Raw genomic sequence first — 22,693 nt, 5'->3', positions numbered from 1 at the left:
TGCGGAATCCCTTCGAGTCTAGGCGGGGTGGGACGGCGTGCGGGAGAGAGAAGACGATGATTTGGCAGTGCGAAGCCGACGAACTGTAAAGAAAACGTGACGTATTTTTCGTTTTTCGGCCGCTCAGCGCGAAGATGCAGGCTGTGTGGCTTTGAGGTGGCATGACCGTCACGTTATCTTGACACTTCAGTCACGTCGACGTGACGACTTTCCCGACCTGACGCGAGAATCTTTATCGATGCGACTGAGGTTTCACTGCCAGAACCGGATCGGCATCCTGCGCGACATCGTCGCCCACTTCTCCGACTACGGCCTCAACGTGGCCCGAGGGGAGGTCGGTGGCGAGCATGGCAATGCCATCTACCTGCACGTGCCGAACCTGCTCCACGCGCAACTTGCCACCCTCAGGCCTGAGCTGGAGGCGGTCCCGGGGGTCTTCGGGGTGCGCCAGGTCAACCTGATGCCCAGCGAGCGGCGACACCTCGAGCTGGATGCGCTGCTGTCGTCGCTCTCCGACCCGGTGATGTCCATCGACATGGAGGGGCATATCGTGGCCGCCAACCGGGCGGCTGGCCAATTGCTGGGCGTGCGCGTCGATGAGGTGCCCGGGCTGTCGCTGGATCGCCATCTTCCCGAGTTTGACCTGCCGGCGCTGATCCGGCGCAACAATGCCCGGGTCAATGGCTTGCGCATCAAGCTGCGGGACACCACCTTTCTGGCCGATATCGCACCGCTGCACCGGGAGCACCAGGATGACGTGGCCTCCCTGGCCGGTGCCGTGGTGACCCTGCATCGCGCCGATCGCATCGGGGAGCGTATCTATCAGGTGCAGCGCCAGGAGATTCGTGGTTTCGAGGCGATCTTTCAGGCCAGCCCTCGGCTGCAGGCGCTGATTCGCGAGGCGCGGCGGATGGCGCCACTGGATGCCCCCCTGCTGATCCAGGGCGAGACCGGCACCGGTAAGGAGCTGCTGGCTCGGGCCTGCCACCTGGCCAGTGCGCGGGGGCAGGCGCCGTTCATGGCGCTCAACTGTGCCGGCCTGCCCGAGTCCATGGCCGAGACCGAGCTATTCGGCTATGCGCCTGGCGCCTTCGAGGGTGCACGACCCGAGGGCAAGCTGGGCCTGCTGGAATTGACGGCAGGCGGGACCATCTTCCTCGACGAGGTGGGCGAGATGAGCCCACGGCTGCAGGTCAAGCTGCTGCGCTTCCTGCAGGATGGCGGTTTCCGTCGGGTGGGCAGCGACGAGGAGACCTGGCTGGATGTGCGGGTGATCTGCGCCACTCAGCAGGACCTGCCGGCGCTCTGTGCCGAGGGGCTGTTTCGCCACGATCTCTACCATCGCCTCAACGTGCTTTCGCTTCAGGTGCCGCCGCTGCGCGAGTGTCGGGATGGCATCGAGGCGCTGGCCCTGCACTTCATCGATCGCGCGGCCCGCCAGATCGGCTGTCGCCTGCCGAGGCTATCGTCATCGGCCCTTGCCCGGCTCGCTGCCTACCACTGGCCGGGTAACGTCCGCCAGCTCGAGAACGTGCTCTTCCAGGCAGTTTCGCTGTGCGAAGGGGAAACCATCGAGCCGGCTCACCTGCGCCTGCCCGATGTCGGAGAGTCGGCAGGCCTGTCGGGTATCGAATTCGAGGGTTCGCTCGCCGATATCCTGGGTGAGGTGGAGCGTCGCGTACTCGCTGAACTCTATCCGCGACACCCCTCCAGCCGATTGCTGGCCAAGCGTCTCGGGGTCTCGCATACCACCATCGCCAACAAGCTCAGACGCTACGGGATCGGCGGGGAGGCGTAATGCGCAGGGCGAGCGAGAAATCCGGGACTCAGGAGGATCGGCCCAAGACCCGCTTGCCGCTTTGGCTCAAGCTGGTGTTTACCGCCTGGATCCTTCTCTGGGCGCCCACCTTCTGGGTGCTGGTGGGCCCGCAGAACTATTTCTGGCTGTGCAACCTGGCCAACTTTCTGCTGCTTGCCGGCCTGTGGCGCGAAAGCCGACAGCTGGTCTCGATGCAGTGGCTGGCGGTGGCCCTGGTCGGCAGCCTCTGGGCGCTGGATGTGGGCACCGCCTGGCTGACCGGCTGGCATCCCATCGGCGGCACCGAGTACATGTTCGATGACCGCAATCCCCTCGTGACCCGCCTGATGTCGATGTATCACCTGCTGTTGCCGCCGGTGGCCGGATATGCCGTGTGGCGCCTGGGATACGATCGGCGTGCGCTTGTCTGGCAGACGGGACTGACCTGGCTGGTGGTCCCGGCCAGTTATCTTTTTACCGAGGCCGAGCGCAATATCAATTGGGTCGAGGGACCTTTCGGTCAGCCCCAGACGATGGTGGACGCACCCATCTACCTGATGGCGCTAATGCTGCTCTGGCCGGTGCTGATCTACTTGCCGGTGCATGGGCTGACCCTGGCGCTGTCGCGTCGTCGTGGTGGCTGATCCGTTCAGCGGGCGAGATGCTCGGCGACGCGCCGGCGAACCTCGGCATAGGGATATCCCTCCAGGGAGGCGAACGCCGCCAGTTTTCTCGCCTTCATGGGCGTGAACAGCGGTGTGCTGATCCCGCACAGGAAGCGCGTCAGCAGGTCCGGCGTAGGCGGATGTCCCTCGCCGTCCTTGGCAAGCCGTACCGTGAAGTCGCTGCAAAGGTCGCCGACGTCCCATGATGACAGCGGCGGGTCAGGTTCGGCGGCCGGCAGGCGGGCCACCTGGCCGCGGCAGGCAGAACAGTGACCGCAGTGCTCCGGGGCCCGCGTATCGCCGAACCACTCGGCCAGTCGCCGGCTCAGGCAGCGGTCGCTCTCGAACAGCGCGAGCATGGCATGCAGGCGCTCGATCTCGGCGCGTTCCTTGTCGCGAAAGTAGGCGAACAGGTCGTCGGCCAGCATCTCGGGGGCGATCTCGGCCGAGAGCACCTCATAGACCTCGGTCATCTGCTTGCTTTCGAGCACCAGCCAGCCCTTCTCGACGAAGTAGTCCAGGGCGGTGATCACCCGGCCGCGACGGGTATCCAGACCGCGTTCTGCGCCGAGGGCCTCCAGCGCGGCGAAATCCAGGCTGTACCAGGTGCGAGCGCGGGAGGAAGCGTCGAGGATCGCCTGGACGAAGGCACGCCGCTCGCCCTGGAAGCGTGCGACCAGTGTTTCGGCGTCTTCCTCCAGCCGGAAGCGGTAGTCGGCGAAGTAGCTGTAGCGAGGCGCGATCAGGCGGCGCAGCTCGAGCTGCACCAGCAGGGTCTTGAGTGGCAGGGGGCGGATATTGCTGTACCGCGACAACGTATTGAGCATCAGCTCCCACTGGCGTCCGGCGCCGCGCAAGTCGTCGATCACTCGGCGAATGCCATGATGCTCGGGCGTGTCGCCGTAGACGAAGTTCTCCAGCACTTCCATGTGGTCGCGTCCCGCCAACATCAGGCAGCGGGAGGGCAGGCCATCACGACCCGCACGGCCAATCTCCTGGCTGTAGTTCTCGATGGACTTGGGCAGGTCGAAGTGCACCACATTGCGGATATCGGCCTTGTCGATGCCCATGCCGAAGGCGATGGTGGCGACGATGCAGGGCGTGTGGCCGACCATGAAGTCCCGCTGGATCGCGTCGCGCCGCTCGCCGTCGAGTCCGGCGTGGTAGGCGGTGGCCGGCAGGCCCGCTTTCGCCAGGTAGGCCGCCAGCCGTTCCGCCGTCTGCTGCAGGGTGACATAGACGATGGTCGGCTCGGGTGGCCCCTGCTCGAACCGTGGGCGTAGCCACTCGACCAGCCGGCGGGGACGCTCGGCGGCGGGTACCGGCGTCACCTGGAGGTCGAGATTGGCGCGGTAAAAGCCGGTGCCGGTGACGTCTCCCGGGGCGATGTCGAAACGCGTGCGCATGTCGTCGATCACCTGCGGGGTGGCCGTGGCGGTGAGCAGCAGCACCTGCGGGATGGCAAAGTCGCGGCGGTAGTCCGGCAGCTTGAGGTAGTCGGGACGAAAGTTGTGGCCCCATTCAGAGATGCAGTGGGCTTCATCCACCACCATCAGGGAGATCGGTATCCGGCTGATGAAGGCGCGGAACCGTTCGTTCTTGAGACGCTCTACCGAGACCATCAGGATGCGGGTCTCACCGCGCTTGACCCCGTCCATGACCGCTGCCGCCTCCTCGCGGCTCTGGCCCGAATCGAGGCTGGCGGCGGGGATGCCGTGACGGTCGAGGAAGGCCAGCTGGTCCTGCATCAGGGCCAGCAGCGGCGATATTACCAGGGTCAGGTGCGGCAGGTGCAGGGCCGGCAGCTGGTAGCAGAGCGACTTGCCGGAGCCGGTGGGGAAGATCGCCGCCGACGAGCGGCCGGCCATGATGGCCTCGATGACCGGTCGCTGTCCCGGGCGAAAGTCGTCATAGCCGAAGACCTTCTGGAGGGTCTGCTGGAGCATGGGGACTGCCTGCTGTGTTATCTGCAAAAATACTGGGATTTTTTCCAGTATAACGTGATCCTCGGCTTGCGTCCGTGCCCGATGGCATCTCGACGCTGGCTGTCGCTACACTGGGAGTACTGTCGCCACCCTAAGTCGAGGCAGGGAGAGGTTTCATGTCGATTACCGAGCACAGTCTCGAACTCGAGACCTGCGGCGTCACCCTCGAGGGCAATCTGCTGCAACCGGCAGACCCGGCGGGTATCGTGGTGTTCGCCCATGGCAGTGGAAGCAGCCGTTTCAGCGTTCGCAACCGCCATGTGGCGCGGCAGCTGGCCGAGCAGGGGCTGGCGACCCTGCTGTTCGACCTGCTCACGCCTGACGAGAGTCTGATCGATGAACGTACGCGATCACTTCGCTTCGACATCGCCTTGATCGGGGCGCGCATGAGTGGGGCCGTGAGCTGGGTGGCGGAATCACCGCAGACCCATGCGTGGCCGATCGGCCTGTTCGGGGCCAGCACGGGGGCGGCGGCGGCATTGATTGCCGCCGCCGATAAGCCCGAGCTGGTTCAAGCCGTGGTCTCTCGGGGTGGGCGTCCCGATCTCGCCGGTGACGCCCTGGCGCATGTCAAGGCACCAAGTCTGATGCTGGTCGGCGGGCAGGATACTCAGGTGATTGAGCTGAACGAAGCGGCGATGGCGCGCATGACCTGTCAACGTCAACTGCTGATCGTGCCCGGTGCTACCCACCTCTTCGAGGAGCCTGGCACGCTGGAGAAGGTCGAGGCCCATGCCGCCCGGTGGTTCCTCGACTACCTCTAGCGCCAGGTCTAGGCGCCCGTCATCACCTGGTTGCGACCCCCGTGCTTGGCCGCGTAGAGGCTCTCGTCGGCACGCCGGATCAGGGTCTCGCAAGAATCCCCGATACGGTGCTCGGCGACGCCGATGCTGACCGTGATACGCCCCTGACCGATGCCGAAGTCGTGGGCGGCGATTCGCTCGCGAAGGCGTTCTGCCAGCTGTCGACAGTGAGTCTCGGGGGGCAGCGGCAGCAGCAGGGCGAACTCCTCGCCGCCCAACCGGGCCACCAGGTCCTCTTCACGCAGCACCTCCCGGCATAGCGTCGCTAGCTCTGTCAGCACCTGGTCGCCGCGGAGGTGTCCCCAGGTGTCGTTGATCGACTTGAAGTGATCTAGGTCGAGCATCATCAGCGATAGCGGCAGGGCATGCCGATTGCTCAAGGAAATCTCCTCCTCGAGGCGCTGCATCAACTTGCGCCGGTTGGCGAGGCCGGTCAGGTCGTCGGTGTCGGACAGCCGGCGCAATCGCTCCTCCTCGACCATCTGTTCGCTGATGTCGATCATCAGGCCGTACCAGAGTACGCCGGTCTCGACCTTGCGGGGCTGGGCGCGCAGGGCGATCCAGCTCAGGCGGTCATCGGCCATTCGCAGCCGAAACTTGGTGGTGATGGGACGCTGCCAGCGGGCCGAGCGCTCGATGGCCGCCATCACGCGAGGATGATCATCCTCGGCCAGGCGCTCGAGGGCCGGCAGGGCACTCTGGGCCAGGTCACGCCGGTCGATCCCGGTCAGCTGCGCGCCGCTGCCTGCCAGATAGGGGAAATGCATTCGGCCGTCCGGGTCCCGGTGCAGCTGGAAGATCACGCCGGGCAATTGCTCGGTCAGTTCCAGGATCCAGTCCGGCGGCGGCTTTCCCCCACCCGGTATGACATCATTGGAAGGCATGCGGGTGTCCTTTTCCCTGCTGCGAACAGGTTCTTCGTTCTTGGTTATTGTCCTGCCTTTAAATGTTGGCAGGTTAAGGGACGCGTGGATCTCTTGATCAAGCGCACTATCATACGCTGACGGCAAGCGTGCGGCATCCTCCCTACGATGTAGGAGATCGCCTACAACCGGCTGGCGGACAGCGTCTAGCGCAACGGGAGCGCGAGGTCATCGCGGGGCGTCGTAGCGACCTGGCCGACCGCGCGAGAAGGCGACCTGCCACAGCTGAAGGTGGCGGGCGCGGAAGGCGCCGGCACAGATCGCCAGGTAGTAGCGGAACATGCGACGGGTGCGCTCATTGTAGCGATGGGCGATCTCGTGCCAATGGGCGTCGAAGTTGTCCAGCCAGGCCATCAGCGTATTGTCGTAGTCGGGACCAAAGTTCTGCCAATCCTCCATCAGCAGATGCGCCTCGCTGGTCCGTGCGATGTCCATGGCAGAAGGCAGGACCCCATTGGGGAAGATGTAACGGTTGATCCAGGGATCCGCCGTGACCTCCGAACGGTTGGAGCCGATGGTATGCAGCAGGAAGAGGCCATCGGCCGGCATCAGGCGCCTTACCGTCTCGAAATAGGTGGGATAGTTGCGGTGTCCGACGTGCTCGAACATGCCGATGGAGACAATGCGGTCGTACAGCCCGTCCAGGTCGCGGTAGTCCTGCAGGAGGATCTCCACCGGCAAGCCCTCACAGCGTTCCCTGGCCAGGGCGGCCTGCTCCCGAGAGATCGTGATGCCGGTGACTTCGACGTCGTGATGGCGGGCAGCATGTTCGGCGAAGCTGCCCCAGCCACAGCCGATATCGAGAACCTTCATGCCCGGCTTGAGGTCGAGCTTGCGGCAGGCCAGCTCCAGTTTGGCGCGCTGAGCCTGATGCAGGTTGTCGGCTGACTTCCAGTAACCGCAGGAGTAACACATGGTGGGATCGAGCATGCGTTCGAAGAGGTCGTTGCCCAGGTCGTAGTGGGCTTCCCCCACCATGTAGGCACGCGCCTTGCTCTGCAGGTTGAGGAAGCCGGCCTGCAGTCGGTACTTGAGGCGTTCGGTGGTCGAGCGGGCATGGTCGCCGAGGCCGTTGAGCAGCAGCCGCGTCGCCAACTCGTCGATACTGTCACACTCCCACCAGCCATCCATGTAGGCTTCACCCAGCCCCAGGGTTCCCTGATGCAGCACCCGCGAGAAGAAGTCGGGATGCAGCACGCGGATATCGTGGGGGGCATCGCCATTGATCGTGACCCCCGATCCAGCGAGTAGCTGTTCGATGACCCGACGGGCCCGGGTGTCGGGAAGGGCAATAGGTCCGATTTGAGGTTCGCTGGTCATGGAGTCCTCCGAGGCCGGTGAGGGATGTCAGGGCTGGCGAACACATGGCGCATTGCTCTGTGGCAATCTCACATTTGCGATTCAGAATAGACCAGCATGCTCGCCACGTGTATTGAGCCAGGTTAACGAATGAGGAGAAAACGAATGAACGTGATCATTGATCTCTGCGTGGTGCCACTGGGCGTTGGCGTGTCGGTCTCGCCACATATTGCCGCCTGCCAGCGGGTGATTCAGGAGGCGGGTCTCGAGCACCGGATGCATGCCTATGGCACCAACATCGAGGGTCCATGGGATGAGGTGATGGCGGTGGTCAAGCGCTGTCATGAGGTGGTGCATGAGATGGGCGCGCCGCGCATCACCACCACCCTCAAGCTCGGGACGCGGATTGATCGCGACCAGCACATGGACGACAAGGTGGCGAGTGTCGAGACGCTGATGGAGAGGCCTTGACGTCGGGAGTGGTGCGCCTTGGCAGCCTGGCCGTAAATCTTTCGTTACATGCTGTCAGGGATTCTCGCCACGCCGAGGCCTGAATCGAAGGGGTTTGATTGATTGTAAGGAAATCGTTACGAAGACCCCGGCTTGTCCCGCGCCGAGCGGGGCATCGGTGGCGCTTTGGCGCATTCCGGGAGGCGATCCGAGGCACTAGGCTGAGCGTCATCGAGAGCCCTACGGCGACCCGGCGAGGGTCGCCATGGGCAATGATCGTTTCAGTGACGTACCACAACAACAGCCCCTGGAGGACGCATGAACGCTCCCGCTACTACCCCTGACGTTATCGACAGCAAGAACCCCATTGGCACCGACGGCTTCGAGTTCGTCGAGTACAGCGCACCGACGGCCGAAGGCATCGAGTCGCTTCGCGCGCTGTTTCATCGCATGGGGTTCACCGAAACCCGCAAGCATCGTTCCAAGGAGGTATTCCTCTTCCAGCAGGAACACGTCAACTTCGTGCTCAATGCCGAGCCGAACAGCCACGCAGCGGCGTTTGCCGACGTGCACGGCCCCGGTGCCTGTGCCATGGCCTGGAAGGTGGAAGATGCGCGCCAGGCCTTCGATTATGCCGTGGCCAACGGTGCCGAGCCGATGGAAAACCCGGTAGGTCCCGGTGAGGTGGGTATTCCCGCCGTGAGGGGCATCGGCGGCTCGCTGCTCTATTTCGTCGACCACAAGGTCGATGGGGAAGGCCGCACCATCTATGACATTGACTTCGAGGCAATCCCGGGACGCAGTCCCCAGGACAACAGCGTTGGCCTGCAGGTCCTCGACCACCTGACGCATAACGTCGACCGTGGCCGTATGGACCCCTGGGCGGACTTCTACACGCGTATCGCCAACTTCCGCGAGAATCGTTACTTCGACATCAAGGGCAAGAAGACCGGCCTGCACTCTCGGGCGATGACCGCGCCCTGCGGCAAGATGCACATTCCGATCAACGAGTCCGCCGATGACACCTCGCAGATCGCCGAATTCCTGCGCGAGTACAACGGCGAAGGTATTCAGCACCTGGCGATGGCCACTGACGATATCTACGCCACCGTGAAGGCCTTGAGGGCGAATGGCGTGACCTTCCTCTCCACGCCGGATACCTACTACGAGAAGGTCGACCAGCGGGTGCCCAACCATCAGGAGAACGTCGAGGACCTTCGCGAACTCAGCTTGCTGATTGATGGCGGGCCGGATGAGGGTGTCCTGCTACAGATCTTCACGGAGACGGTGATTGGTCCGATCTTCTTCGAGATCATCCAGCGCAAGGGCAACGACGGCTTTGGCGAAGGTAACTTCAAGGCCCTGTTCGAGTCGATCGAGGAAGATCAGATTCGCCGCGGCGTCCTGAAAGAGGATTGATCCTCAGCGTGATTCCGACCTGAGCCTGGGGCAGGCGTGAGCGGTCAAAGGCAGCACAATAGACTGTCCGCCTGCCCAATAACGATAAAATTTGTCACAATGGCGCTCTGCCGGCGAGCTCCCTGCCGTGTCGGAACGACAAACTCCGTGACCCCTCCCTGGTGTGATATGACAACGAATCAACAATCCCGAACCCAGTGGCTCGGCCGCTGGGGCTTTATCCTGGCGGCGACCGGCTCCGCGGTCGGCCTGGGCAACATCTGGAAATTTCCCTATATCACCGGCGAGTTCGGTGGCGGCGCCTTCGTGCTGGTCTATCTGGCCTGCATTCTGGCGGTAGGAGTGCCGGTGATGATGACCGAGATCGCGCTCGGGCGCCGCGGTCGCGGCAGTCCCATCGACGCGATTCGCCGTGTGGTCAGCGAGTCCGGTCGTGGTTCGGCCTGGTCACTGCTGGGCTGGATGGCGATGCTTGCCGGCTTCATGATCCTGTCGTTCTACGTGGTGGTGGCCGGCTGGTCCTTCTCCTACCTGTGGAAGATGCTGAGCGGTGGCCTGGCGGCCTCCAGCGTGGAAGAAATGGCGGCGATCTTCGGTGCCAACAACGCTAGTCCCTTGAACCTGGGGTTCTGGAGCACGCTGGTCACGGTGGCGACCATGGTGATCGTGGGCAAGGGCGTCCAGGCCGGTATCGAGAAGAGCGTCAGCTGGATGATGCCCGGCATGGTGGTGATGCTGTTGATCCTGATCGGCTACGGGGTCTTCTCCGGCGGCTTCGGTGAGGCAGTGCGCTTCCTGTTCTCCTTCGATGCCGGCAGCCTCTCCAGCGAGGGCATGCTCGCCGCTTTGGGGCATGCCTTCTTTACCCTGTCGCTGGCCTCCGGGGCCATCCTGACCTACGGCAGCTACCTGCCGTCGCGGGCCTCCATCGCGCGCACCACCCTTGCCGTGGCGCTGGCCGACACCCTGGTGGCGCTGATGGCGGGACTGGCCATCTTCCCGGTGATCTTTGCCAACGGCATGAGCCCGGGTAGTGGCCCCGGACTGATCTTCATGAGTCTGCCGCTGGCCTTCCAGGCCATGCCGCTGGGGACCCTGTTCGGCATCCTGTTCTTCGTCATGCTCTCCATGGCGGCCCTGACGTCCTCGATCTCGATGGTTGAGGCAACGGTCTCCTGGCTGTGTGACAACAAGGGCATCTCACGGCGCACGGCGTCCTGGGGTACCGGTATCGTGCTGTGGCTGGTCAGTACCCTGGCCATGCTGTCGTTCAATGTCGGCGCCGACTGGACCCTGGCCGGCAAGCACTTCTTCGACTGGCTGGACTATCTGACCTCGCGCTGGATGATGCCGCTGGGTGGTCTGGGCATGGTGCTGCTCGCCGGCTTCGTGCTCAAGAACGAGACCTTCCGCGACGAACTCGGTCTGTCCGCAGGCTGGCATGCGCTGTGGCTGTTCATGGTCCGCTATGTGAGCCCCTTGGGTATTCTGGTGATCTTCGTTGATGCACTGGGGATCACTCGGGTGGAGTTTGCACTTCACTGGCCCTGGCTGCTGGCCGTACTGGTGGCGATTACCCTGGTCGGTGAATTGGCCAGTCCCCGCCTGCGTCGAGTTCTCGGTTCCTGAGCTCTCGAAACGCCGTGTCGATCCATCGTCGCCCCCGCTCTGCGGGGGCGACGTCGTTGGCACCTCGGGTTATAGGCATGTGCCGAGTCGTTAGTGGCATATCCTGGGCGGTTTAATTACCATAAAGCATAAGCCTTCAAGAAATCCGGAGATAGTGGGAATATGCAGGTCGATCCCTCCCAGGCGGGTGATGCGCTCGATCCGGGTGCCAGGTGGCCGACCGCTTCGGCCTTTCCGTGCGGTGGGGTCAGCCTGGTGGGCGCTGGCCCGGGTGACCCGGAACTGTTGACGATCAAGGCGCTGCGCCGCCTGCAGGCCGCCGAAGTGATCCTGCATGATCGGCTGGTCAGCGACGAGATCCTTGCGCTGGCGGCCCCCCAGGCATCGCGTCTGTACGTGGGCAAGGAGCGCTCGCGCCACAGCGTGCCCCAGGACGGCATCAACCAGGCGCTGGTCGAATGGGCCAAAGCCGGGAAGCGGGTGGTTCGCCTCAAGGGTGGCGATCCCTTCATTTTCGGCCGCGGTGGCGAGGAACTCGAGGCACTGGTGTCGGCCGGCATCGAGGTAGAAGTAATTCCCGGCATTACCGCGGCCTCGGGGTGTGCCGCTTACGCCGGTATCCCGCTGACGCATCGCGATCATGCCCAGTCGGTGCGCTTCGTCACCGGGCATCTGCGCAATGGCAGCAGCGACCTCGATTGGCCGACGCTGGCGAGTCCCGGCCAGACGCTCGTGTTCTATATGGGGCTGGGCAGCCTGGCCCTGATCGGCGAGCAGCTGACAGGGCACGGACTGCCTCCGGAAACCCCTGTGGCCTTGATCGAGCAGGGCACCACGGCACGGCAGCGCGTGCACATCGGCACCCTCCACGAGTTGCCGCCGGCAGCCGAAGTGGTTACTATCCGACCGCCAACGCTGATAATCGTCGGCAGTGTGGTAACATTGCATGGCCGACTGGCCTGGTTTGACCAGGGGTTGGCCACGAGTTCGGGTTGGTTGAAGGGCAAGCATCCTTCGCCGGCAGTAACCGATCATGGCGCCTGATCGCTGGATGCGAGATTCGGCGCAACACGGTACGTCATGAGGTGACATATGCGGAAATCCTCCCGCCTGATGCTGAGCGGCGGCCTGGCCGCCCTGCTGCTGACCGGCTTTGCCGGACAGGGACAGGCTCACGACACGACGTCAGAGACCCAGCAGGGTGTCGCGTCCTACTACAGCGACCGCTTCCAGGGTCGGACTACGGCCAGCGGTGAGCCCTTCGATCAGCGAGCCCTGACGGCCGCCCACCCCACTCTGCCGTTCGGGACCAAGGTCCTGGTGACACGCGAGGACAACGGCCGTGAGGTCGAAGTGCTGATCAATGATCGCGGCCCCTATGCCAAGGGGCGCATCATCGATCTCTCCAAGCGCGCCGCCAAGGAACTCGGCATGCTGCAGCGCGGGACCGTCCCGGTAGAAATCTCCTACGTGCAGTGATTCGGTCGTGGCGGGCGATGCGCTCGCCATCACTCCCCGCGAGCGAACTCGCGCTGCCAACGGGTCAGCAGTGCCTCGCGCTTGAGGTCGTCGAGGGTGGCCAGCAGGCCGGGACCCACGGCGATCGGCCTCAGTGCCTCGCCTCTTGCCTGGCGTAATGCCGTGGCGGTGCCTGGCCCGTCGAGTGCGGGATGGATGGCACCCAAAGGGGTCTCGCGGGCCAGGACCGTCTGTCCTGTCTCGCTGATGAGGTAGTCGAGAAAGCGTTCGGCCGCCTGTGGGTGAGGTGCCTGTCGCGGTATCAACGCCAGACGCTGGGTGACCAGCGCATAGTCCTCGGGGACCACGATCCTCAGCTGCGGCTGGTTGGCCAAGCGCTCCTGAGCATAGCTGCCCAGCAGGTTGTAGCCCACCAGATAGCGCCCCTCGATCAGTCCGTCCAGCATCTCTGCGGTGGTATCCGCCAGCGCCGTCTCGGCCTTGCCGAGTGCTGCCACCAGATCCCAGTAGCGAGGCGAGAGCCGCGACTCTTCGATGGCATAGGTATAGCCCGCGCCACTGGTGGCCGGATCATAGGTGACCACCCGGCCCTGCAGGGCCCCGGCATGGCGCTCCAGCAGCGCGAGCAAGTCGGCATGGCCACGCACCTCCCCGAAGCGCTCGATGACCGCCTGGTTCACGACCATGACGATGGGTTCGAAGGTGATGGCGAAGAGTTCGTGACGCCAGCGCGCCCAGGCCGGCCAGTGCTGTGCGGCGGGACTCGCCAGGGCGCGGGCATGGCCCTCATTGGCCAGCCGGTACTGCCACGCCATGGCCGAGGAGAGCAATACATCGGCCTCGTCCGGCGCCGCCAGGAAGCGCTCGTGTAGCGCCAGGGTGGTCAGGTTGCGGTAGCGCACCGCCACATCGGGATTCTGGCGATGAAAGCCCTCCAGCAGGGGCTGCATCTGGGGCAGGTCCAGTGCGCCGTGGACCACCAGCGATGTGGCGGGCCCGCTGTCGGGCGCGGCGGGGTAGTGCAGGGTCTCGTCGGCAACGGCGTGCGTAACGACCAGGCTGATAAGCAGCAGCCAGCGACTGGCAACTCGACTCGGGCGATTCATGAGGTGTCTCCCGGAAACTGCAGTACCACCCGCAGTCCACGGCCGTCATGGCCTGTCGACAGCTGCAGGCGTGCGCCATGGGTTCGCGCGATACCATCGACGATTGCCAGCCCCAGCCCCGATCCCGCCAGGTCGTCGCGGTCGCGGTGGAAAGGGCGCAGCATCAGCATTCGCCTTGGTTCAGGTATCCCCGGGCCGTCGTCCTCCACGATCAGACGGGGAGGACAGTGCTCGACCTTTACCGTGACGCAGCGTCCGCCGTAGCGGCTCGCATTGTCGATCAGGTTGCCGATGGCCTCGGCGAGCAGCCAGTCGATGCCGTGAATCCAGACCTCATCCCCGGCGGTTTCCACCCCCAGGTCGACCCCCTGTCGATGGCACGATGCCCAGTGGTCACGGACCGCCTGGCAGGCGAGGGCGTTGAGCTCAACGGGCACGCGGTCCGGGCGATACTCGGGGTTGGCCAGCCGGGTCAGCGACAGCAGCTGTACGGCTAGCCTGGCGGTGCGTGCGCTGGTGGCCTGCATGGCGATCAGGGCCTCTTTCCAGCGCATCGGATCGTCCTGGCGCAGGGCCAGCTCGGCCCGCGCCGAGAGGCCAGCCAGCGGGGTGCGCAACTGGTGTGAGGCATCGCCGATGAAACGCTCCTGATTGGCGCGCACCCGGCGCATCCTGGCGAGCAATTCGTTGACGGTATCGCGCAGCTCGGCGAGTTCCCGCGGCAGTGAGAGTTCCAGGGGGGCCAGGGTGCGCGGGTCGCGGGCGCGGATCGCGCGGCGCAGCCGGGTCAGCGGCGTCAGGGCGGCACGGATCGCCAGCAGCAAGCCCACCGTCGCCAGCGCCGCCATGGCCAGAATCATCGCCAGGTTGGCCCGCCACAGCCTGGCGGCCAGAGCATCACGCCCTTCGCGACTGTGGGCGACGCGGACCTCGAAGGGTTCGCGCACGCGCCAGTCTTCAACGCGGGTGCGGCGAACCCCCTGGCGCAGCGAGAGGCCCTGCCAGTCGATATGGCGGTAGAGCAGCGTGTCCTCGTCCTCTGCCCCTTGCCGTGGATCCCCGGGAAGCAGGGCATTGCCGGTGATCAGCCGGCCCTGGCGATCCACCAGGCTGTAGAAGACGCGCTCCTGGGCATCGGTAGCCAGCATCTCCAGGGCCGCCGGCGGCAGGTCGAGCCATAGGCGGTCATCCTGCCACTGCACCTGCTCGGCGATGGCCAGCGAAGCGGCCTCGAGCAGCCGGTCGAAGGCGCGGTCGGCTGTGCGCTGTGCGTCCACCCATGCCTGGATCAGGATCAAGCTGCCCAGCACCAGCAAGGGAAGCAGCAGCCATCCCAACAGGCGCCGATAGAGGCTGTCACCCCGTTTCACTCTTCCTCCAGCAGGTAACCCAAGCCGCGCACGGTTCGCAAGGCCACGCCACTGTGGCCGAGGCGCTTGCGCAGGCGGTGGACATAGACCTCGATGGCGTTGTCCCCCATGGCATCACCCTGGAAGGCTTCCTCGGTGAGCCTCGCCTTGTCCACCGGCTCGCCGGCATGGCGCATCAGACAGGCCAGCAGGCGCTGTTCGCGGGGCGGCAGGGCGAGCGAGGCATTTTCCAGGGTGAAACGCTGATGCTGGGTGTCGAGCACCAGGGCGCCGATCCTGATCTGTGGATCCGGGCTGCGGCGCCGCAGCAGGGCGCGCACCCGGGCCTCCAGCTCATCCAGGGCGAAGGGCTTGGCAAGATAGTCATCGGCGCCCAGGTCGAGGCCCCGCACGCGGTCCTCCACGGCGCCTCGGGCGGTCAGGATCAGCACCGGGGTGTCCCGGTCGTGACGCCGCAGTGCCTCGAGGACCGCCAGGCCATTGCATCCCGGCAGGTTCAGATCGAGCAGCACCAGTTCGGCACCATGCCCCGCCACCGCGAGACGTGCCCGTGCTGCCTCTCCATCGGCGAGGTGGCAGACGTCGTGGCCCTCGAGAACGAGGGAGTCCGCCAGGGTCTCGGCCAGCAGGGCATCATCTTCCACCAGCAGCAGGGTCATGGCGCTGCCTCCCGGGCCTCGCCGGCCGTCAGCGATGACAGGGCGTCGGCCAGCAGGCGGTGCGCCTGTTGCGGGTCCAGTCGTCCGGCGGGACCCGACAGGGCGAGCCACATGGGGGGCTCGATGGCGTCGCCCGGCAGTGCCTGACACACCATCATGCCGCCGGGCAGCACCGGGCGAGGATCATCCTTTGCCGCCGCCCAGCGGTCTCCCGGGCGAAGATCGTGGCGCAGGGCGGCGTCAGGAAGCGTGACCAGGCGACACTCCACCATGCCGTCTTCCCCCTCGAGCAGGGCGGCGGTCTCGCCGCTATCCTCCGAGAGGCGGATGAGCAGGGGCTGGATCCGGGTCGTCAGGTGTCGGCCGGGAAGGTGGCGTCGCGCCAGGCGTACCGGGGCATGGCCGAGGTGCCAACGCCCCTGTTCGTCGCGCTGCACATAGTCGTAGCGGGTCAGTGACCCCAGCAGCCGCAAGAGGGTGCTCTTGTAATACCCGGTGGCCTGAGCCAACTCGGCCAGGGTGAAGTGCTCCTGGGGGGAGTCGAAGGCCTCGAGCACCGTCAGTGCCCGCTCCACGGCCTCGACGCGGTCTTGTGCCATTGATCGAATGCGCCTCTTAACGTCGTGGTGTTGAACCCGGCGGAGCGTTGAACTTTGGTCGCAATCGAGGCGACAAGCGTTGACGCCCCTCGACCCCAAGCCTAACTTTCCATCCTGAGGAACGATGTTCTGCCTTACAGAATTGTAAGGAAGGCCGACAGGTTCCGCAAGTGCACTTTCCGTCATCGTCTGACCAGGAGGACAACAACAATGTCCACGAGAACGCCGCTAAAACTCATCGCGATTGCCGCCTTCACTGCCAGTGCCACTAGCGCCATGGCCTTCGAGCCAGAAGGCAAGGTGGAGTGCCTGGCACCTGCGGACCCCGGCGGCGGCTGGGACTTCACCTGCCGCAGCGTGGGCAAGGTAATGGAGGATCTGGATATCGTCCCGCGCAGCGTGCAGACCATCAACATGGCCGGTGCCGGCGGTGGCGTGGCCTATGCTCACACCGTCAGCAAGCGTGCCGGCGACGAACAGCTGCTGGTGGCGGCTTCCACCGCGACCACCACCCGCCTGGCGCAGGGGCAGTTCCCCAACATGAACGCCGACATGGTTAACTGGATCGGAGCCCTCGGTGCGGATTATGGCGTAATCGGCGTATCCGTCGACTCTGAATACGATGACCTGCCCGAGCTGATGAGCGCCCTCAAGGAAGACCCGCGAAGCGTCAAGTTTGCCGGCGGCAGCGCCAAGGGCGGTTGGGACCACCTCAAGGTGCTGATCGCCGCCCAGGCGGCCGATGTCGAGAACCTGCCACGGATTCCTTATCTGTCTTATAACAACGGCGGCGAGGCGCTGACCCAGGTGATCGGCGGCCATGTTGATGCCTTCACCGGCGATATTACCGAGGCCCAGGGCTTCATGGAGTCCGGTGACCTCAAGGTGTTGGCAGTGCTCTCCGAAGAGCGCCTGCCTGGCGATTACAGTGATATTCCCACCGCCAGGGAGCAGGGCATCGATGCGGTTGGCCCTAACTGGCGCGGCTTCTACATGCCGGCCGATATCTCCGACGACGCCAAGCAGTACTGGGTCGATGCCATGGATACCATCTACGCAAGCCAGGAGTGGAAGGACGTCATGACCAACAATGGCCTGATGCCTTTCCACATGAGCGCCGGTGAGTTCGAGACCTTCGTCAAGGGTCAGATCGACGATATCGAGCAGCTGTCCAAGGATATCGGGTTGATTCAGTAATGGTTTCCAACGATCGCATCTTCGGAATACTGATGATTGTCCTGGCCGTCGCGTACGGCTGGGGCACCACTCAGTTCAACGAACCCTTCGGTGGGGCCGAGGCTGTCGGCCCCGAAACCTTTCCCCGACTGCTGGCCGTCGTACTGGCCCTTTCCAGCCTCTACATGATCGTGCGGCCGGACCCGGATAATGCCTGGCCATGGAGCCGCACCGGCATCGAGCTGATCGTCGCCGTGGTGGTGCTGATCCTCTATGCCGCCCTGCTACAACCGCTTGGTTTCATCATCAGCACCACCCTGGCCGTGGGTACCCTGTGCTGGCGCATGGGGGCTCGCCCGGTCAAGGCCTATGTCACCGGGGCGATATCCGGCGTGGCGGTGTACCTGCTGTTCAGCTTCGCCCTCGACCTCGCGTTGCCACTGGGCCTGCTGTCGTTCATGGAGGTGGGGTGATGGAAACGCTTGGCTTCTTGATGGACGGGTTCGGTGTCGCCCTGGCACCGCACAACCTGATGTTTGCGTTGATTGGGGCCTTCCTGGGTACCCTGATCGGCGCCCTGCCGGGGCTCGGCCCGGCCAATGGCGTGGCGATCCTGATTCCGCTGGCCTTCACCCTGGGGCTCGCCCCGGAAACGGCGATGATCATGCTGACCTCGGTCTATGCCGGGGCGATGTACGGCGGGCGAATTTCCTCGATACTGCTCAACATCCCCGGTGACGAGCCGGCGATGATGACCTGCCTGGATGGCTATCCCATGGCCCAGCAGGGCAAGGCTTCCGAGGCGCTGGCCATCTCTGCCGTGGCTTCCTTTATCGGTAGTCTGATCGCCACCATCGGCCTGATCCTGCTGGCGCCATTGCTCGCCGACTTCGCCCTGACCTTCGGGCCGGCCGAGTATTTCGCGCTCTTCCTGCTGGCCTTTGCCACCCTGGGCGGGATTACCGGCAAGAATCCCATGAAGACCGTCGTCGCGGCGGCCATCGGCCTGATGATTGCTACCGTGGGCATCGATAACACCGGGGTGCAGCGCTATACCTTCGGCACGCTGGAGCTCTACGAGGGCGTGGACTTCATCATTGCCATTGTCGGCTTGTTCGCCATCTCTGAACTGCTGTTCTTCATTGAGGACAAGGCCGGGGGCGGCAAGGAGAAGATGGCGGTCAACAAGCTGACCCTGAAATGGGCCGACATCCGCAACATTCTGCCGTCGAGCCTGCGTGGCGGGGTGCTGGGCTTTATCGCCGGCGTGCTGCCCGGCGCAGGCGCCTCGCTGGGCAGCTTCATCGGCTACACCCTGGAGAAGAAGGTGGTCGGCAAGAAGGGCTACTTCGGCCAAGGTGACCCGCGCGGTGTAGCCGGTCCCGAGGCCGGCAACAACGGTGCCTCCAGCGGGGCACTCGTGCCCATGCTGACGCTGGGCGTGCCGGGCAGCGGCACCACGGCGGTGCTGCTGGCGCTGCTGATCTCGCTCAACATCACCCCTGGGCCGCTGATGTTCACCCAGAACGCCGACATCGTCTGGGGCGTGATTGCGGCGCTGCTGATCGGTAACTTCCTGCTGCTGATTCTGAACATCCCGCTGGTGGGTATCTTCGTCAAGCTGCTGTCGGTGCCCCCGATGTACCTGCTGCCGGTGGTGACCATGATCGCCTTTGTGGGGATCTACTCGATCAGTAACACCACCTTCGATCTCTACTTCATGGTGGCCTTCGGCGTGGCGGGGTACATCTTCCGCAAGCTGGAGATCCCGCTGGTGCCGATCATCCTCGGCCTGCTGCTGGGCCCGGAAATGGAGAAGAACCTGCGCCACGCCATGGACATCGCCGACGGCGACTGGACCATCCTGTGGGATAGCGGCCTGGCCATCGGCCTTTGGGTGTTTGCCGGCATGGGGCTGATCCTGCCCTATATTGTCGGGCCGATCCTGCGTCGTCGGATGCGGGTCGCCACCGGCACTGGCGGTCCCGAAGGCGACTGATCCTCTCTCAAGACGGAGTCTCTCAAGATAGTGGCCCAGCGGGGGCGTCGGTCGAGCCGACGCCCCCGTTTTGCCCTCAGGCCGGCCTGCATTACAACAGTGCGCTGCACCAACGCCGCGGACGATGCTGGGGCAGGCGCATGTATGTGTTGCACCAGGATCTTGCCCTGCAATGCTTTCGGCTCTTCTGAAGCGATCATCCAATTGGCTGAATAACAAGATAAAAAGCGGTAGCGAAGCGATATGGCACATCCCTTGCAGTTGCAGTGAGAGGCATCCTGCGATGGCTCCCTCGCTGGACGCATCGACAACAACCTCGATCGCAAGGAGATCCCATGATCCCGTCATCCGTTTACCGCACGTCCCGCTGGCTTGCCGCACCGCTGCTTGGTGCGGCCTTGGCCACCCCCGCTCTGGCTCAGGAAGACCCCATCAAGGTGGGCATCCTGCACTCCCTTTCCGGCACCATGGCCATCAGTGAAACGGTGCTCAAGGATACCGTCGAGATGCTGATCGAGCAGCAGAACGCCGAGGGCGGTCTGCTCGGTCGCGAACTCGAGGCCGTGGTCGTGGATCCGGCCTCGGACTGGCCGCTGTTTGCCGAGAAGGCGCGCGAGTTGCTGGCCCAGGAGGAGGTCGACGTCATCTTCGGCAACTGGACCTCGGTCTCGCGCAAGTCGGTGCTGCCGGTGGTCGAGGAGCTCAACGGGCTGCTCTTCTATCCGGTGCAGTATGAGGGCGAGGAGTCCTCAGAGAACGTCTTCTATACCGGGGCGGCGCCCAACCAGCAGGCGATCCCCGCGGTTGACTACCTGATGAACAACGTTGGCGTGGAGCGCTGGGTGCTGGCCGGTACCGACTACGTCTATCCGCGCACCACCAACAAGATCCTCGAAGCCTACCTCAAGTCCTTCGGCGTCGCCGATGAAGACATCATGGTCAATTACACGCCCTTCGGGCATTCCGATTGGCAGAACATCGTCTCGGAGGTCAAGGCCTTCGGTAGCGAGGGCAAGAAGACGGCGGTGGTCTCGACGATCAACGGCGACGCCAACGTGCCTTTCTACCGAGAGCTCGGCAACCAGGGCATCGATGCGGCCGATATTCCGGTGGTGGCCTTCTCGGTGGGCGAGCAGGAGCTGACCGGCATCGACACGGCGCCGCTGGTCGGGCATCTGGCGGCCTGGAACTACTTCATGAGCGTCGACACCGATGCCAACTACGACTTCATCGACGCCTGGATCGACTACACCGGCGACGAGATGGCGGTGACCAACGACCCCATGGAGGCCCACTACATCGGCTTCAACATGTGGATCGAGGCAGTGCGCAAGGCCGGCACCACCGAGGTCGACGCGGTCAAGGACGCGATCATCGGTGTCAGCGTGCCCAACTTGACCGGCGGTTACGCGGCGATGATGCCCAACCACCACATCACCAAGCCGGTGCTGATCGGCGAGATCCAGGACAACGGGCAGTTCTCCATCGTCTGGGAAACCCCCTCGACGGTGGCGGGCGATGCCTGGTCCGACTATCTGCCGGGTTCCCGTGACCTGATCAGCGACTGGCGCAAGCCCATGGCGTGCGGCAACTACAACGTCGTCACGGGGAGCTGCGGCGGCGGCGAGACTCAGGAAGAGACCACTGCTGAAGAATAAGACCGGTCTGCCACCGGGCCGGCGTTTGGCCCGGTGGTGGTGACACGCCACTCGACGAAGCTTCTCAGGAATTCCCATGACGATCTCCCCCTGTCTCAGGCGGATGTTGGTCCTGTTCCTGCTGGCCTGGCTACCGCTGGCAGCCAGTGCGCAGGATGACGATGGCCAGCAGCTCCTCCAATCCCTGGATGCCGCGTCCTTCACCCAGATGGGCGAGGCCATCGAGGCCATCATCACCAGTGGCGACGAACGCAGTCGAGGCTGGCTGGAGGCGCTGCTGGACGGCAAGCTGCAGCGGCACAAGGAGACGGGCCGCTTTGTCGTGGTGCTCGAGAATCGAGGCCGTGACTGGCCGGTGGCCGATGCGCTGACCGGCGAGGCCATCGGCGAGATGTCGCGGCGCGATCTCGACCGACTCGGCATCAACAACGCGCTGCGCGGCCAGTTGCAGAGCGCGCTGGCGGTGCTCGATCTGCATGTTCCCGAAACCCGGGATCGCCGCGAGGCCGCCCGTGCGCTGCTCGGTGACGTCGATGCCAGCCTGGTCGAGCCACTCGAGGCCGTTATCCGCGTCGAGGAAGATGCCGAAGTGCGCCGCCTGCTGGAGCAGGGGCTGGCCATCCATCGTCTCGAGCAGGGCAGCCTCGAGGCCGTGGCGTCACTGCAGGGAAGCCTCAACAATCGGGTCAGGGCCGCCCTCAACTCCGCCGCGCGCAGCGACGATCCGGCACTGGCTGAGGCCGCCAGCGTGGCCCTGGCCGACATCGAGCAACAGATGAAGCTCAACCGAGGGCTCGAGACGCTCTACTTCGGCCTCTCGCTGGGCTCTGTGCTGGTGCTGGCGGCTATCGGACTCGCCATCACCTTCGGCGTCATGGGCGTGATCAACATGGCCCATGGTGAGCTGATCATGCTCGGTGCCTACACCACCTGGGCCATGCAGCAGCTGCTGCCCGGTCAGCCGGGGCTGGCGATGGTGCTGTCGATTCCTGCCGGCTTCCTGGTGGCGGCGTTGGCCGGCATCGCTATCGAGCGTGGCGTCATCCAGTTCCTCAAGGGACGTCCACTGGAGACCCTGCTGGCGACCTTCGGCGTCAGCCTGATCCTCCAGCAGCTGGTGCGCACCGTAATCTCGCCGCTGAACCGTACCGTGGTCACCCCCGAGTGGATGAGCGGCTCCATCATGATCAACGAGGGACTTTCGCTGACCCTCAATCGTCTCTACGTGCTGGGCTTCGCGCTGGTGGTGTTTGCCGGCCTGATGCTGGTGATGCGCCGCACGCGTCTGGGCCTGGAAGTCCGGGCGGTGACCCAGAATCGTGCCATGGCGCGTTCCATGGGCATTCGGGCGACCCGCGTGGACATCATGACCTTCGCCCTGGGGTCGGGGGTGGCGGGGCTGGCCGGCGTGGCGCTCTCCCAGCTCACCAACGTGGGGCCCAACCTCGGCCAGAACTACATCATCGACTCCTTCATGGTGGTGGTCTTCGGCGGGGTGGGGAACCTCTGGGGCACGCTGGTGGCCGGGCTCTCGCTGGGCGTGATCAACCAGGTCCTCGAGCCCTGGGCGGGCGCCGTCCTGGCCAAGATCCTGGTGCTCGTGTTCATCATCCTGTTCATCCAGAAGCGCCCCCGCGGACTCTTTCCGCAGAAGGGCCGGGCGGCGGAGGGCTGAT

20 protein-coding genes are annotated in these 22,693 nt (G+C 64.5%); 13 read left to right on the top strand and 7 right to left on the bottom strand.

What is annotated here, in order from left to right; translation table 11 throughout:
* Positions 1-238 precede the first annotated feature (238 nt).
* A complete protein-coding gene (locus FHR95_RS01725) occupies positions 239-1,798 on the top strand; it encodes a sigma-54-dependent transcriptional regulator (protein ID WP_040186370.1) in 1,560 nt (519 codons plus the stop codon).
* Positions 1,798-2,442, top strand: a complete 645-nt coding sequence (locus FHR95_RS01720) for a hypothetical protein (RefSeq protein ID WP_183313119.1) — start codon at positions 1,798-1,800, stop codon at positions 2,440-2,442. The genes FHR95_RS01725 and FHR95_RS01720 overlap by 1 nt, the downstream gene beginning before the upstream one ends.
* Before the next feature lie 5 nt (positions 2,443-2,447).
* Here the strand turns inward: FHR95_RS01720 and FHR95_RS01715 are convergent, their stop codons facing one another.
* Positions 2,448-4,409 carry a RecQ family ATP-dependent DNA helicase gene (locus FHR95_RS01715; RefSeq protein ID WP_183313118.1) on the bottom strand — a complete coding sequence of 654 codons (1,962 nt, stop codon included), beginning with the start codon at positions 4,407-4,409 and terminating at the stop codon, positions 2,448-2,450.
* Between the two features lie 155 nt (positions 4,410-4,564).
* On the opposite strand from FHR95_RS01715, the gene FHR95_RS01710 reads away from it, so the two are divergent.
* The gene (locus tag FHR95_RS01710) at positions 4,565-5,212 is read left to right on the top strand and encodes a dienelactone hydrolase family protein (RefSeq protein ID WP_040186372.1); all 648 of its coding nucleotides are present in this window, start codon (positions 4,565-4,567) and stop codon (positions 5,210-5,212) included.
* A gap of 8 nt (positions 5,213-5,220) precedes the next feature.
* Here the strand turns inward: FHR95_RS01710 and FHR95_RS01705 are convergent, their stop codons facing one another.
* Positions 5,221-6,135 carry a GGDEF domain-containing protein gene (locus FHR95_RS01705; protein ID WP_183313117.1) on the bottom strand — a complete coding sequence of 305 codons (915 nt, stop codon included), beginning with the start codon at positions 6,133-6,135 and terminating at the stop codon, positions 5,221-5,223.
* 207 nt (positions 6,136-6,342) lie between these two features.
* Complete coding sequence (gene cfa / locus FHR95_RS01700) at positions 6,343-7,494, bottom strand: cyclopropane fatty acyl phospholipid synthase (RefSeq protein WP_183313116.1); 1,152 nt, start codon at positions 7,492-7,494, stop codon at positions 6,343-6,345.
* A 144-nt stretch (positions 7,495-7,638) separates the two neighbouring features.
* Here cfa and FHR95_RS01695 point away from each other — a divergent pair, with 144 nt between their 5' ends.
* The 5 genes from FHR95_RS01695 (at position 7,639) to FHR95_RS01675 (ending at position 12,450) form a co-directional block, all read left to right on the top strand.
* Positions 7,639-7,944: an MTH1187 family thiamine-binding protein gene (locus FHR95_RS01695; protein ID WP_040186375.1), complete on the top strand. Its 306-nt coding sequence runs from the start codon at positions 7,639-7,641 to the stop codon at positions 7,942-7,944.
* Between the two features lie 297 nt (positions 7,945-8,241).
* Positions 8,242-9,342 carry a 4-hydroxyphenylpyruvate dioxygenase gene (gene hppD, locus FHR95_RS01690; protein WP_040186376.1) on the top strand — a complete coding sequence of 367 codons (1,101 nt, stop codon included), beginning with the start codon at positions 8,242-8,244 and terminating at the stop codon, positions 9,340-9,342.
* A 168-nt stretch (positions 9,343-9,510) separates the two neighbouring features.
* Complete coding sequence (locus tag FHR95_RS01685) at positions 9,511-10,971, top strand: sodium-dependent transporter (RefSeq protein ID WP_040186377.1); 1,461 nt, start codon at positions 9,511-9,513, stop codon at positions 10,969-10,971.
* A 162-nt stretch (positions 10,972-11,133) separates the two neighbouring features.
* Entirely contained in the window at positions 11,134-12,015 is an 882-nt protein-coding gene (cobA, locus tag FHR95_RS01680; RefSeq protein ID WP_183313115.1) for a uroporphyrinogen-III C-methyltransferase, read from the top strand.
* Between the two features lie 48 nt (positions 12,016-12,063).
* Positions 12,064-12,450, top strand: coding sequence for a septal ring lytic transglycosylase RlpA family protein (locus FHR95_RS01675; protein WP_040186378.1), 387 nt, complete (start codon positions 12,064-12,066; stop codon positions 12,448-12,450).
* Between the two features lie 29 nt (positions 12,451-12,479).
* Here FHR95_RS01675 and FHR95_RS01670 read toward each other — a convergent pair whose 3' ends face one another.
* The 4 genes from FHR95_RS01670 to FHR95_RS01655 are packed head-to-tail and all read right to left on the bottom strand — an operon-like array spanning position 12,480 to position 16,184.
* Entirely contained in the window at positions 12,480-13,556 is a 1,077-nt protein-coding gene (locus FHR95_RS01670) for an ABC transporter substrate-binding protein (RefSeq protein WP_183313114.1), read from the bottom strand.
* The gene (locus FHR95_RS01665) at positions 13,553-14,926 is read right to left on the bottom strand and encodes a sensor histidine kinase N-terminal domain-containing protein (protein WP_183313113.1); all 1,374 of its coding nucleotides are present in this window, start codon (positions 14,924-14,926) and stop codon (positions 13,553-13,555) included. Before FHR95_RS01665 ends, FHR95_RS01670 begins: the two co-directional genes overlap by 4 nt.
* Positions 14,923-15,585: a response regulator transcription factor gene (locus tag FHR95_RS01660; protein ID WP_183313112.1), complete on the bottom strand. Its 663-nt coding sequence runs from the start codon at positions 15,583-15,585 to the stop codon at positions 14,923-14,925. The genes FHR95_RS01665 and FHR95_RS01660 overlap by 4 nt, the downstream gene beginning before the upstream one ends.
* Positions 15,582-16,184 carry a helix-turn-helix domain-containing protein gene (locus FHR95_RS01655; RefSeq protein ID WP_183313111.1) on the bottom strand — a complete coding sequence of 201 codons (603 nt, stop codon included), beginning with the start codon at positions 16,182-16,184 and terminating at the stop codon, positions 15,582-15,584. The genes FHR95_RS01660 and FHR95_RS01655 overlap by 4 nt, the downstream gene beginning before the upstream one ends.
* Positions 16,185-16,394: 210 nt before the next feature.
* Here FHR95_RS01655 and FHR95_RS01650 point away from each other — a divergent pair, with 210 nt between their 5' ends.
* From FHR95_RS01650 to urtB, 5 genes are all read left to right on the top strand, one after another.
* A complete protein-coding gene (locus tag FHR95_RS01650) occupies positions 16,395-17,381 on the top strand; it encodes a Bug family tripartite tricarboxylate transporter substrate binding protein (protein WP_040186383.1) in 987 nt (328 codons plus the stop codon).
* Positions 17,381-17,833: a tripartite tricarboxylate transporter TctB family protein gene (locus FHR95_RS01645; RefSeq protein ID WP_183313110.1), complete on the top strand. Its 453-nt coding sequence runs from the start codon at positions 17,381-17,383 to the stop codon at positions 17,831-17,833. Before FHR95_RS01650 ends, FHR95_RS01645 begins: the two co-directional genes overlap by 1 nt.
* The gene (locus tag FHR95_RS01640; protein WP_183313109.1) at positions 17,833-19,359 is read left to right on the top strand and encodes a tripartite tricarboxylate transporter permease; all 1,527 of its coding nucleotides are present in this window, start codon (positions 17,833-17,835) and stop codon (positions 19,357-19,359) included. The genes FHR95_RS01645 and FHR95_RS01640 overlap by 1 nt, the downstream gene beginning before the upstream one ends.
* 335 nt (positions 19,360-19,694) lie before the next feature.
* Positions 19,695-21,017 carry an urea ABC transporter substrate-binding protein gene (urtA, locus tag FHR95_RS01635; RefSeq protein WP_183313108.1) on the top strand — a complete coding sequence of 441 codons (1,323 nt, stop codon included), beginning with the start codon at positions 19,695-19,697 and terminating at the stop codon, positions 21,015-21,017.
* Between the two features lie 76 nt (positions 21,018-21,093).
* A complete protein-coding gene (gene urtB / locus FHR95_RS01630; protein ID WP_040186387.1) occupies positions 21,094-22,692 on the top strand; it encodes an urea ABC transporter permease subunit UrtB in 1,599 nt (532 codons plus the stop codon).
* The last annotated feature ends 1 nt before the right edge of the window (position 22,693 follow it).

It is taken from the genome of Halomonas fontilapidosi (genome assembly GCF_014192285.1).
Classification (GTDB): Bacteria; Pseudomonadota; Gammaproteobacteria; order Pseudomonadales; family Halomonadaceae; genus Halomonas; species Halomonas fontilapidosi.
This window is presented reverse-complemented; position numbering and strand designations above follow the sequence as displayed.